Raw genomic sequence first — 11,898 nt, forward strand, 5'->3', positions numbered from 1 at the left:
CGGCTAGGGGCGCGCTCGCCGGTGGCGCACCTGGGTTGTCAGTGGTCTCGCCTAGGGTGGCGAGCGTGGGGGACGGGTGACGTGAGCTGGGGCTGAGTGAGGCGGCGGTGGCGGTGACGACGGAGACGGGCGCGCGGGCGGCGGGCGGGACGGAGGCCGACGATGCCTTTCTCGTACGCTCCTGCGCCGCCGTGTTCCTCCCCGCCGATCCGCCCCGCCGGGGGCGCATCGCGTTCTGGCGGCCGGACGGTGGCGACCTTCCCGAGTTCGCCGGGTCCGGCGGTGGCGGTCTCTCTGTGTCGGCCGGTCCCGACGGCGGGGGCCTTCCCGTGTCGGCCGGGTCCGACGGCGGGGGCCTTCCTGTGTCGGCCGGTCCCGACGGCGTGCGCGGCGATCTCGTCGTCGCCCGCAAGTACGGCAAGGGCGCCCGCGCCCGCACGGTCCCCGCGCTGTTCCTGCCGGTCGCCGATGCCGTACGGCTGCTGCTGCGCACCGACCGCCCGCATCCCGCCACCGCCTGCTGGAGCGTGGCCGCCCGGCACGCGCTGCACCTCGCGGCGCGGGGCAGTCTGCTGCCCGGCCTGACCGCCGGGGACCTGGACGCGTGGCGGGCGGGACCGCTGGACGAGGCCGACGTGGCCCACCTGCGGGCCATCGCCGCCGCGCTGCCCGCCGAAGCGCACGCCGTGCCGCTGCCCGGCCCCGGGCCGCTGCGCCTGCCGCAGCCGTTCGCCCTGGTCAGGGCCTTCGTGGACGCGGTGGTCGACGCCCTGCCGCGTACCCCGGCCGCCGCACACGCGGTCGGCGCCCCCTTCGCCGCGCGCGAGCCGCAGCGGCTGCCGGGGGCGCGGGAGTGGGCGGCCGAGGTCGCGGCCGGGATGGACGCCGGGGTGCGGGTGTCCCTGCGGCTCGACCTGCGGGCGCATGAGGTGTTCGACGGCGGCGAGGGCTCGGGTGACCCGGGCTACGACTCAGGGTCTGAGTCCGGGGCCGGGTCCGACTTCGACCCAGACTCCGACTCCGGTTCCGCGGGCGGAGGGGAAGGTTCCGCCGGGGGCGTCCCCCGCTCCGCCGTCGCCAGTCCCGCCGCCGCGATCGTCCAGGTGCACAGCCTCGCCGACCCCGCCCTCGTGACGGACGTGCCGGGCCTCTGGGCGGGCACCGACCACTTCGGGCCGCGCGCCCGCGTCGACACGCTGCTCGCGCTGCGCCGCGCCGCCCGCGTCTGGCCCCCGCTCGCCAGGCTCCTGCAGCGGCCGCGCCCCGACGTGCTGCCGCTGAGCGAAGAGGAGCTGTACGACCTGCTCGGCGCCGCGGCGGGCCGCCTCGCCGCGGCCGGGGTGGCCGTGCACTGGCCGAGGGAGCTCACCCGAGGCCTCACCGCCACCGCCGTCGTCCGCCCGGCCCCCGGCACCGCCGCCGACAACTTCGACTTCTTCAAGACCGAGCAACTCCTGGAGTTCCGCTGGCAGGTGGCGTTCGGCGACCAGGACGCGCCGCTGACCGACGCGGAGCTCGACGTGCTCGCGGAGGCACACCGTCCGGTCGTCCGCCTCCGCGACCAGTGGGTCCTGGTCGACCCCGAGCTCGTCCGCAAGGCGCGCAAGCGGGACCTCGGCCTGCTCGACCCCGTGGACGCCCTGTCGGTCGCGCTCACCGGCACGGCGGAGGTCGACGGCGAGCAGGTGCCCGCCGTACCCGTCGGCGCCCTGGCCCGGCTGCGCGAGCGCGTGACGGGCGACCTCGACGCGATCGCCCAGCCGCCCGGCCTGCACGCCACCCTGCGCGACTACCAACTCAGGGGCCTGGCCTGGCTGGACCGCATGACCTCGCTGGGCCTCGGCGGCTGTCTCGCCGACGACATGGGTCTCGGCAAGACGATCACGCTCATCGCCCTGCACCTCCACCGGGCGCACCCCGCCCCGACGCTCGTGGTCTGCCCCGCCTCGCTCCTCGGCAACTGGCAGCGGGAGATCGAGCGGTTCGCGCCCGGCGTCCCGGTGCGCCGCTTCCACGGGACGGGCCGCACCCTCGCGGGCCTCGACGCCGAGGGCGGCTTCGTCCTCACCACCTACGGCACGATGCGGACCAGCGCGCCCGAACTGGCCGCCCAGCGGTGGGGCCTGGTCGTCGCGGACGAGGCCCAGCACGTCAAGAACCCGCACGCGGCGACGGCGAAGGCCCTGCGGACGATCCCCTCCCCGGCACGGGTCGCGCTCACCGGCACCCCCGTGGAGAACAACCTCTCCGAGCTGTGGGCCCTGCTCGACTGGACGACCCCGGGTCTGCTCGGCCCCCTGAAGGCGTTCCGCGCCCGCCACGCGCGCCTGGTGGAGGGCGGCGAGACGGCCGAGAACGACGAGGCCCTCACCCGGCTGGCCGGGCTGGTCCGCCCCTTCCTGCTGCGCCGCAAGAAGTCGGACCCGGGGATCGCCCCCGAACTCCCGCCGAAGACCGAGACGGACCACCCCGTCACCCTCACCCGCGAACAGACCTCCCTCTACGAGGCGGTGGTGCGCGAGACGCTGGCCCGCATCGAGGCGTCGGACGGCATGGCCCGCCGCGGCCTGGTCATGAAGCTGCTGATGGCCCTGAAGCAGATCTGCAACCACCCGGCGCAGTACCTGAAGGACGGCGCCCTGACGACACGGACGGGCCGCGCCCGCTCGGGCAAGCTGGAACTGCTCGACGAGCTCCTCGACACGATCCTCGCGGAGTCGGAGAGCGCGGGCGCGGTCCTGGTCTTCACGCAGTACGTGGAGATGGCCCGCCTCCTGGAGGCGCACCTGTCGTCCAGGGGCATCCGGACCCAGCTCCTGCACGGCGGCACGCCCGTCCCGCGGCGCGAGGAGATGGTGGACCGCTTCCAGTCGGGCGAGGTCCCGGTCTTCCTCCTCTCCCTGAAGGCGGCGGGCACCGGTCTGAACCTGACCCGCGCGGGCCACGTCATCCACTACGACCGCTGGTGGAACCCGGCGGTCGAGGAGCAGGCCACCGACCGCGCGTACCGCATCGGCCAGACGCAGCCGGTGCAGGTCCACCGGCTGGTCACCGAGGGCACCGTCGAGGACCGCATCGCCGAACTCCTCGCCGCGAAGCAGGCGTTGGCGGACGCGGTGCTCGGTGACGGCGGCGAGTCGGCGTTCACGGAACTGTCGGACGCGGAACTGGCCGACCTGGTGGCGCTGAGGAGGTCGGCATGAAGCCGCGGGGTGCTGAGGAGGGCGGCGGGACGGCGCGGGGCGGGGCGACGCGAAGTGGCGCGGCGGGCAAAGCCTCTCGGGGCGGTGGCCCGGGGTCCGGCGCGGGTGCCGGGTCCCGGCGGGGCGGCGGTCTGGGCTGGGCCAGCGGCATGAGCGAGACGAGCCGCATGGGCAGCGGCCGCGTCTTCCCCGCGCTGCCGGCCTGCCCCGACCCCCACACCCCCTTCGCCACCTCCTGGTGGGGCAACGCCTGGACCGACGCGCTGGAGGAGAGCGCCCTGGACCAGGCCCGTCTGGCCCGCGGCCGTACGTACGCGCGCGAGGGCGCGGTCGACACGATCACCGTCGCGCCGGGCCGCATCGTCGCGTACGTGCACGGCAGCCGCCCGCGCCCCTACCGCGCCGAGATCCGCCTGCGGACGATGCTCCCCGAACACTGGGACCGCTTCCTGGACGCGGTGGCCACCGACCCCGCGCACATCGCCGCGCTGCTCGACAAGGAGATGCCGCACGCCCTGGCCGACGCTGCGGCCAGGGCGGACGTCCCGCTCCTGCCAGGCGCCCGCGAACTGGCTCCCTCCTGCACCTGCCCGGACCGCGGCCACCCCTGCAAGCACGCGGCCGCGCTGGCCTACCAGACGGCCCGCCTCCTGGACGCCGACCCCTTCGTGCTCCTGCTGCTGCGGGGCGGCGAGGAACAGGACCTGCTGGACGAGCTGGCCCGCAGGAACGCGCAGAAGTCGGCGGTGGAGGCGGCGGAGGCGGCGGCGGAACTCCAGGCGGCCGGGCGACAGCCATGGTCCGGAGCGGGGATGCGGCTGGACGACTCCGTGCCGCAGGGCGACTCCGTGCCGCGGGGCGACTCCGTGCCGCCGGACGACCACACGCCCCCGGACGGCCACACGCCCCCGGACGGCCGCACGCCCCCGGGCAGTCACGCCCCTCCGGACGACTCCGTGCCCCAAGGCCAAGACCCCGCGCACCAGGACGCCCCCGTCCTCCCCGGCGTCCTGGCCCGCGAGGCGCTGGCCGCGGAGTACCGCTCGCCGCTCCCCGCCCCGCTCCCTCCGCCGCCCCACCCGGGCGAGCCGCCGGTCCTCCCGTCCGTCCCCGGCGCCCCGGACCCGACCGCCCTGGAATTCCTGGTCACGGACGCGGCGGCGCGCGCCCACGCCTACCTCACCGGCGGCGCGGACCCCTTCACCGCCACGTCGCCCTGGCACGACGCGGTCCGGCTGGCAGCCTCGCATCCCGGCCTCACGGGCCGCCGCACGTTCAGCCGCCAATTCGCCGAACTGGCCAGGTCGGTGGGGAGCACCCCGGCGGACCTCTCCCGGGCGGCCGCGGCCTGGCGCCAGGGCGGCGAGGAGGGCCTGGCGGTCCTGGAATCGCCCTGGGACCCCCCGGCGGGCCCGTTCGACCGGGCCAGGGGAGCCCTGGTCGCGGCGGACCTCCCCCGCATGACGATCGACCGCAACCACCTCACCAACGCGGAGGGAACGCTCCAGCTCCGCTACGGCAGGGACGGCCGCTGGTACCCCTACCTGAGCGAACCGGGCGGCGGCGACTGGTGGCCCGAGGGGGAGGCGGACGGGGACCCGGTGGGGGCGCTGACGGGTATGACGGAGGCGTAGCGGGCGCGCGTTCGGGCAGGCCGCGGCGTGGTGTCAGGGCCGCAGGTGGCCCAGGAGTTCGTCGCCCGCCGGGTAGGGCCGTTCCGCGGGCAGCAGCCGGGCTGCCGCCGCCGGGTCGCCCGTCTCCCGTACGAGGGAGTGGATCTCCCGCGCGAGGTCGGTGACGTCGGTGATCGAGACCGTCCACTCGTCCGCGTAACGGCGGGACGCCTCGCCGGACAGGCCCAGTTGGAGGGAGCGGTACGGGAGGGGGTTCAGCTGGAGGTCGCGCTCGGGGTCCCATTGGACGCGGGCGGACGAGCGGCGCAGATTCCGCTTCCAGGTGGCCTGGTCGGGGTGGAGGCCGCGGGTGTAGCTGGACAGGCAGGCGTCGCGGAGGGAGCTGTCGAAGCCTTCGCGGGTGATCTCGACGGCCAGGACCGTCTGCTGGTCCTCCTTGGTGGCCCAGCCGCAGCGGTACATCATCCAGAGGAACGACGGCTTGATCCACGTCATGCGGTCCCGTTTCCAGGCGTCGGGGAAGCGCCCGGAACGCGCCGCGGGGACGCCGATCTCCGGGGCGTACGCCTGGTAGACGGTGATCGTCGTGTCGGTGTGCAGGGCGCGGATCTGGCGGCGGGGGACGGGCTGGGTGTTCATGGAGGGCCACCTTCGCAGCCTCTGTGGCCCGACTGCCAGCGAGTTGTCGGTGGACCGCGTTACGGTGACAGCCTTGAACGGGAAGGTTCGGGACGTACGGGGAGGGAGGCCTGTGGACGCGGAGTTGACGGCACTGGCGGCGGCCGGGGCGACGGCGCTCGTGCAGCAGATGGTGACCGACGGGTGGACGCAGGCGCGGGACCGGGTCGCCGGGTTCTTCTCGCGCGGCCGGGGCGGCGAGGAGGACGTTCTCGCCGGGGAACTGGAAGAGGCGCGTGCCGAGCTCGTCGCCGCGCGCGACGCCGGGGACGAGGACACCGCGGACGAGGTGCGGACGGAGTGGCGTTCCCGGCTCCGGCGCAGGCTCGCGGCGGACCCGGCGGCCGCTGCCGAACTGCGCGCCCTCCTTGACGAGTTGGCCCCGGCGCCCGCCTCGGACGCACAGCCGGGCAGCGTCACGTACAACAACACGATCAACGGCGGCACGTATCACGCGACGGTGATCCAGGCCGGGACCGTGCACCACGGCACCGGCCGGTAGCTGCCGGGCGGGAGCACGGCCGGGTGGCGACCGGGTGTCCGGCCGCCACCCGCCCTGGTCCGGGGCCCGGGTTCAGAAGTCGACCCGCGTCCGCTCGTCGAGCCGCGCCACGGAGTCCTGCGCGAACGCCTTCTCGTAGTCGCTGCGGATCTCCTCGATCTGGACGTCCCGCCGGCGCGCCTCATCCGTCGGATACAGCAGGATCAGTTCGTACGAACGCTCGCGCTCGATCCTGCCGTTGGAGTCGCGCCACTGCCCGCGCCCGTCCTGGACGGTCAGTCCGTCGGGGAAGCTCGGCGTGACCTCTTTGTCGATGAAGCGCATGAACTGCTTGTCGGTCACGGCGGGCCCGCCGTCGGGCCGTTCGGTGCCGAAGAGGAGCCGGGTCTCGTGGTAGGGCTTGCCGCGGGCGACCGTCGAGGCGGCGGGCGCGGCCGAGGACGCCGACCGGGGCTCGTCGTCCAGCGAGGCGTACGCGGCGGGAGCGCCCGCGGCCAGCACGGCGGTGACGGCACCGGCCACGGCGAGTCGGGTGCGGGAGACGCGGGTCCTGGGAACGCGGGGCCTGGAGATGCGGGGAAGCGTGCGGGGCACGGGAAGGTCCCTTCCTGTCAGGGCTACTTGTTCTGCCGGTTCTGCCTGTCCGTAGATCCCTAACGGCAGCACGACGAGACTGACACGCACGCCTCCTCCGCGAGGGCCGTCCGCACCGCGACGACCGGATGTCGTCGCGTCCCGATCAGCCCAGCCGGTACGCCGCGAGGTCCCGCCAGGCGCCTCCCGGCCCGTCCGACACGATCAGGTGGACGGTGTCCACGTGGCTGGTGAGCGGCAGGTGGGGGGCGAGTTCCGATTCCAGGGCGTCGTAGGCCTGTCGGTAGGTCTCGGGGCCCTCGTGGTTCGCGAGGGTGAGGTGGGGCGCCAGGGGCGGGTCGAAGATGCCCCGGTAGGGGACGGCTTCGGGCCAGCGGCGGGTGAGGGACGCGGTGAGCGCGCGTACGGGGGCGTCGGGGGCCGGTGGCAGATAGAGGACACCCGGGTAGCGGCGGAATTCGGCGAACGTCAGCGTGAACGGGGGCCGGGCGGCGAAGAGGCTCCGCAGGTCCGCGTGGGTGGACGAGGTGAGACGGGACGCGTTGAGGAACGGGTAGAGCACCGTCACGTGGGCCGGGAAGCCCGCCCTGACCAGAGGGTTCGCCTCGGGGATACGGATGGTCAGGGCCGTGTCGCCCGGCCGGTCCGGCCAGCCGTCGCCCGCCGCGTCGCCGTCCCTCGCGGACGCCGTGGCCCCAGCCGGGGGCGCTGTCGCTTCTTCTGTTCCGGTGCTCATGGCGTCACGCGTCGGGCGCGGTCCGCTCCTCGCGTCGCAGGCGCGCCGAGAGGTGATGCTGCAGGGGCTGACCCACCGCCGCCAGGTCGTGCGTGAACGTGAGCGTGCCGTCGTCGGTCAGGGTGTAGCGGCGACGGGTGGCGGTGACCTCCTTCGCGGTGGGGGTGAGCGCCACCTCGTGGGTGGAGAGATCGACCGTGCCGCCGGCCGCGTGCCCGACCGAGATCTCCGCGATGCCGGTGGGCTGGGTGACCAGCGCCTCCACCCGGCCGTCCGGCTGCAGCCGCCACCAGCCGCTCTCCCGGGCCGCGGGACGCAGGGGCGCGCCGTCGGCGTCGAGCAGCCAGGCCCGGGCCTCGTAGCGGAGGAAGGGGCGGCCGTCGTGGCTGAAGGTGACTTCCTGGGCGTAGGTGAAGTCGGCGGGGAGCGTCGGATATTCGCCCCGGCCCCGGCCGTGCCAGGTGCCCAGGAGGCCGAGCACGGGGGCGAGCAGGGCGTGCGGTGCGGGGGCCGCGTCAGGGTGCCGGCTGTCGGGGTACGGGTGCGGGTGCTCCGGCGCGGGGTCGAACACGGGGTGGGCTCCTAGGGGTCGGGGTCGGACTCGGGGTGGCGCGGGGCGATGTGGTGCGGTGTGCGATGTGGTGTGCGGTGCCGGGAGGAAGCTTAGGGTGCTCGCCTCGAGGCTCGGACGGCACAGGCGCGCCTGATTCCTCCCCTCCCCCCAGGCGTAAGCCACCTCATGAGTCACGCCATACGCCACCCCATGAGTCACCCCGTAAGACGCCGTCTTCCCCAGCGTCACCCGACTCCCTTACGTTTCCCAGGACTTGTTCGGAGCATGACGAGAGGGCGGTGGGCGCGATGGGGCGCAAGAGCGTGCGGAGTCTGCTGGTGGGAGCGCTCGTCTGCTGGGGCGCACTCGGCGGGGCCGGAGCGGGAGCGGGGGCCTCCGCGGACCCCCGCGGCGCGGCCGGCCCCGCACCCGGATCCGCCTACTCCGCCACGACCGGCGTCGGCGTCCACAACGCCTACGAGAAGGCGAAGTACCCGTACTTCGCGGACGCCCTCGACTCCGGCGCCGGGATGCTCGAACTGGACGTGTGGACCAACGTGTTCGGCAGCGGATGGCGGGTGTCCCACAGCAACCCCGTCGGGAACGACAACAACTGCGAGAACGCCCAGAGCCCCGCCGAACTGCGCACCAAGCCGCGCAACCAGAGCCTCGCCGGGTGCCTGAAGGACATGCGCAGCTGGCACGACGCCCACCCCGGGCACCGCCCGATCCTGCTGAAGGTCGAGTTGAAGGACGGGTTCCAGGGCAGGCGCGGACGCGGGCCCGCCGACCTCGACGCGCTCCTCACCGGCGCGCTCGGCGACGCCGTCTACCGCCCCGGCCGGCTCGCCGCAGGACACGCCGGGCTCGACGACGCCGTACGGGAGAAGGGCTGGCCCGCACGCGCCGAGCTCGCCGGGAAGTTCGTGGTCGAGCTGATCCCCGGCACCGTCGAGCAGGGCAACCCCGCCGACACCCTCTGGACCGACCGCGAGTACGCCACCCACCTGCGCGACCTCGCCGCCACCGGCCGCCTCGGCGAGGCCGCCGCCTTCCCCGCCGTGCTCGGGGCGGCGGCCGGTGACCCGCGCGAGCGGTACGCGGACGCGTCGATCCGGCCGTGGTTCGTCCTTTTCGACGGGGACGCCGCCGCGTACGCGGGCGGAGGCATCGACACCCGGTGGTACGCCGACCGGCGCTACCTCGTCGTCATGACCGACGCCCACGGCGTCGCCCCCGCCATCGACGGGACGCGGCCGACCGAGGCCCAGGCCCGGGAGCGGGTCGCGTTGCTCGCGGGCAAGCACGCCAGCATCGTGTCCGCCGACTGGTACCCGCTGCCCGGCGTCCTCTCGACCGTGCTCCCGCGCGGCTGAGGCCGACCGCGGCCGGGCGGCGTCAGGGCTGGATCCGGATCCACACCGGCGCGTGGTCCGACCCCGCCGCGTCCCGCCGCAGCGCCGGATCCTCGTCCGCCACCGACGGCAGCGCGGCCGCCGCGGCGCCCGGCGCGCCCGTGCCCGCCGTCCGCACCTGGTCCAGCAGGCCCCGGCTCACCAGGACGTGGTCGATGAGTTCGCGGCGGCCGGCGTGGATGCGCGAGAAGCGCTGTTCGGGCGGGATCAGCGGGGCCACGTCCCACAGCCGTGTCGCGTCGCCCCGGTCCGGGCGGTCGAAGCCGGGCGTGCCGATCTCGGAGCCGGGCGGGCCGAGCAGGATCTGCGTCGTCGCCGCGCCGACCTCGTCGTTGAGGTCCCCGAGCACCGCGACCCGGTGTTCGCGGCCGTCGCCCCACAGCAGCCGGTCGGCGAGCGCGCGCACCGCGGTCGCCTCGGCCGCGCGGCGGTAGAGGGCGTACGCGCCGTACCGCGCCCGCTCGCCCTCGTCGAGCGGCTGGAAGCGGCCGCCGGGGTAGGACAGGAGCTTCGACTTGAGGTGGCAGACGACCACGTCGAAGAAGAACGCCCGTGTCGACACCGTCACCGCGAGGATGCCGCGCCCCGTCCGCGCGGTCGTGCGGCCGGTGTCGTCGGTCTGGACCGGGTGCAGCGGTTCGGGGAAGCCGTCCTCGTCGGTGACGACGGAGACCGGCAGGCTGGTGAGGAAGCCGACCCGGATGCCGCGGTCGTCCGCGTGCCGCGAGAGCGTGACGTGCCAGCTGCCCTCCAGCAGGCCCGCCAGGTCCTCCAGGGCGGCCGGATCGCCGACCTCCTGTACGCCGAGGACGCTCGGCCGCAGCTCGTTGACCGTCGCCGCGAGCGAGGCCAGCTTCGCCTCGTACGCGGACTTGTCCCTGGGGCCGAACTTCCCGCCGGGCCGGTAGAGGTTCTCCAGGTTCCACGTGCCGATGATCATGACCGACTCCCTAGTCCCGATCCCGTGTCCCGATCCGGTGTCCGATCGCGTGCCCTGCTCCTGTCCCCCGGTCCCGGTACGCCCCGTCCGCGCGGCGGGTGAGGTCAGCGTGCCCGCAGAACCGGCCCCGCGACAGGGCCGCCGGATGCGCACTCGCACTACCTTGAAGAGATGACGCCGCCTCCCGCGCCCGGCCCCACCGGCCTCATCACCCACGGCCCCGCCGACCTCGTCGTCACCGGCTGCACGGCACTGACCCACGACGCGCGAGGGGAGATCGTCTTCGTCGACGACGCCACGGTCGTCGTACGCGACGGCGTCATCGCCTCGGTCACGGCGGGCGGCACCGGCGCCGACGAGGGGGTCCCCGCGATCCCCGCGGCCGCCGAGCGCGTCGACGGCCGCGGCACGGTCGCCCTCCCCGGGCTCGTCAACTGCCATACGCACACCCCGATGGTGACCCTGCGCGGCCTCGCCGAGGACCTGCCGGCCCACGCCTGGTTCAACGACTGGATCTGGCCCGTCGAGTCCAATCTGACCGGGCGCGTCGTGGGACTCGGCGCGCGGCTCGCCTGCGCCGAGATGATCCGCGGCGGCGTCACCACCTTCGCCGACCACTACTTCGCCATGGACGAGGTGGCCGCGGCCGCCGGGCAGAGCGGCCTGCGCGCCGTCCTCGGCCAGGCCTACTTCAGCTCACAGGGGCCCGAGGGCCGGGCCGCCTCCCTCGATTTCGCGCTCCGGCAGCGGGGCGCCGCCGACGGCCGCGTCACCACCTGCCTGGCCCCGCACGCCCCGTACACCGTCGACGGGGCAGACCTGGCCGCGACCGCCGAACTGGCTTTGGAACACGGCCTGTTGGTGCACATCCACGCCGCCGAGAACCGCGAGCAGACCGAGAACAGCCTGGCCCGCCACGGCCGTACCCCCATCGAGATCCTGGAGCGCGCCGGACTCCTCGACGCCGACGTGCTCCTCGCCCACACCACCGGCCTCGACGCCGACCGGGACCTGCCCGTCCTGCGCCGCGCCCGCGGACGCGTCGCCGTCGCCTCCGCGCCGCGCGGCTACCTGAAGTTCGGCTGGGACACCACGCCCCTACGGGCGCTGCGCGAGGCCGGTGTCCCGGTCGGCCTGGCCACCGACGGCGCCGCGTCCAACAACACCCTCGACGTGTGGGAGTCCATGACGCTCACCGCGCTCGTCCAGAAGTACGTGGAGCGCGACCCCACCTGGCTGACCGCCCGCCAGGCCCTGGACCACGCCACCCTGCAGAGCGCGCGGGCCGTCGGACTCGGCGACGAGATCGGCAGCCTCGCCCCCGGCCGGCGGGCCGACCTGATCCTGGTCGACATGACGGGCCCGCACACCCAGCCCGTGCACGACCTCGCCGCCACACTCGTGCACAGCGCACGTTCCGCCGACGTACGCACCACGATCGTGGCCGGCCGCGTCCTGATGCGCGACCGGCGGCTGCTGACCCTCGATGTGCCGGACATCGTCGGTGAGTTGAGCGAACTGCTCCCCGAGCTGATCGACCGGAGCCACGGCAGGCGGATCCAGGAGTACGAGGGGTGAGCGGGAGCACGGTGGCTCTCCTGCCTCCCGGTGAGCCCCGGAAAGTTCTTCGCCCGTCGGCGATG

Annotated in this window: 10 protein-coding genes; 5 read left to right on the top strand and 5 right to left on the bottom strand. The window is 74.8% G+C overall.

From position 1 onward, the window contains the following. Positions 1 to 113 precede the first annotated feature (113 nt). Positions 114 to 3,203 (top strand): DEAD/DEAH box helicase, encoded by a 3,090-nt coding sequence (locus ACZ69I_RS05035; RefSeq protein ID WP_470830664.1) that lies wholly within the window; start codon positions 114 to 116, stop codon positions 3,201 to 3,203. Positions 3,204 to 3,352: 149 nt separating this feature from the next. Then, a complete protein-coding gene (locus ACZ69I_RS05040; RefSeq protein ID WP_470830503.1) occupies positions 3,353 to 4,837 on the top strand; it encodes an SWIM zinc finger family protein in 1,485 nt (494 codons plus the stop codon). Positions 4,838 to 4,870: 33 nt separating this feature from the next. Here the strand turns inward: ACZ69I_RS05040 and ACZ69I_RS05045 are convergent, their stop codons facing one another. Beyond that, positions 4,871 to 5,476, bottom strand: coding sequence for a DUF4291 domain-containing protein (locus ACZ69I_RS05045; RefSeq protein ID WP_470830504.1), 606 nt, complete (start codon positions 5,474 to 5,476; stop codon positions 4,871 to 4,873). A 112-nt stretch (positions 5,477 to 5,588) separates the two neighbouring features. Between ACZ69I_RS05045 and ACZ69I_RS05050 the strand changes: the two genes are divergently transcribed. Further along, positions 5,589 to 6,017 carry a hypothetical protein gene (locus ACZ69I_RS05050; RefSeq protein ID WP_470830505.1) on the top strand — a complete coding sequence of 143 codons (429 nt, stop codon included), beginning with the start codon at positions 5,589 to 5,591 and terminating at the stop codon, positions 6,015 to 6,017. 72 nt (positions 6,018 to 6,089) lie between these two features. Here ACZ69I_RS05050 and ACZ69I_RS05055 read toward each other — a convergent pair whose 3' ends face one another. The 3 genes from ACZ69I_RS05055 to ACZ69I_RS05065 form a co-directional block, all read right to left on the bottom strand. Continuing rightward, positions 6,090 to 6,611 carry a DUF3574 domain-containing protein gene (locus tag ACZ69I_RS05055; protein WP_470830506.1) on the bottom strand — a complete coding sequence of 174 codons (522 nt, stop codon included), beginning with the start codon at positions 6,609 to 6,611 and terminating at the stop codon, positions 6,090 to 6,092. A 145-nt stretch (positions 6,612 to 6,756) separates the two neighbouring features. After that, positions 6,757 to 7,347 (bottom strand): 2'-5' RNA ligase family protein, encoded by a 591-nt coding sequence (locus ACZ69I_RS05060; protein WP_470830507.1) that lies wholly within the window; start codon positions 7,345 to 7,347, stop codon positions 6,757 to 6,759. Between the two features lie 4 nt (positions 7,348 to 7,351). After that, positions 7,352 to 7,918, bottom strand: coding sequence for a nitrobindin family protein (locus ACZ69I_RS05065; RefSeq protein WP_470830508.1), 567 nt, complete (start codon positions 7,916 to 7,918; stop codon positions 7,352 to 7,354). 290 nt (positions 7,919 to 8,208) lie between these two features. Here ACZ69I_RS05065 and ACZ69I_RS05070 point away from each other — a divergent pair, with 290 nt between their 5' ends. Then, positions 8,209 to 9,276 carry a phosphatidylinositol-specific phospholipase C domain-containing protein gene (locus ACZ69I_RS05070; RefSeq protein WP_470830509.1) on the top strand — a complete coding sequence of 356 codons (1,068 nt, stop codon included), beginning with the start codon at positions 8,209 to 8,211 and terminating at the stop codon, positions 9,274 to 9,276. A gap of 22 nt (positions 9,277 to 9,298) precedes the next feature. On the opposite strand, the gene ACZ69I_RS05075 is transcribed toward ACZ69I_RS05070, so the two are convergent. Further along, positions 9,299 to 10,255 carry an endonuclease/exonuclease/phosphatase family protein gene (locus ACZ69I_RS05075; protein WP_470830510.1) on the bottom strand — a complete coding sequence of 319 codons (957 nt, stop codon included), beginning with the start codon at positions 10,253 to 10,255 and terminating at the stop codon, positions 9,299 to 9,301. Positions 10,256 to 10,426: 171 nt separating this feature from the next. Here ACZ69I_RS05075 and ACZ69I_RS05080 point away from each other — a divergent pair, with 171 nt between their 5' ends. After that, positions 10,427 to 11,833, top strand: coding sequence for an amidohydrolase (locus ACZ69I_RS05080; RefSeq protein WP_470830511.1), 1,407 nt, complete (start codon positions 10,427 to 10,429; stop codon positions 11,831 to 11,833). Positions 11,834 to 11,898: the final 65 nt, after the last annotated feature.

It is taken from the genome of Streptomyces sp. NPDC036815 (assembly GCF_055609205.1).

Bases quoted from the DNA above. Each gene is read 5' to 3' on its own strand.
- ACZ69I_RS05060 (WP_470830507.1), bottom strand. From the start codon at position 7,347: ATGAGCACCGGAACAGAAGAAGCGACAGCGCCCCCGGCTGGGGCCACG.
- ACZ69I_RS05040 (WP_470830503.1), top strand. From the start codon at position 3,353: ATGAGCGAGACGAGCCGCATGGGCAGCGGCCGCGTCTTCCCCGCGCTG.
- ACZ69I_RS05045 (WP_470830504.1), bottom strand. From the start codon at position 5,476: ATGAACACCCAGCCCGTCCCCCGCCGCCAGATCCGCGCCCTGCACACC.
- ACZ69I_RS05080 (WP_470830511.1), top strand. From the start codon at position 10,427: ATGACGCCGCCTCCCGCGCCCGGCCCCACCGGCCTCATCACCCACGGC.
- ACZ69I_RS05070 (WP_470830509.1), top strand. From the start codon at position 8,209: ATGGGGCGCAAGAGCGTGCGGAGTCTGCTGGTGGGAGCGCTCGTCTGC.
- ACZ69I_RS05075 (WP_470830510.1), bottom strand. From the start codon at position 10,255: ATGATCATCGGCACGTGGAACCTGGAGAACCTCTACCGGCCCGGCGGG.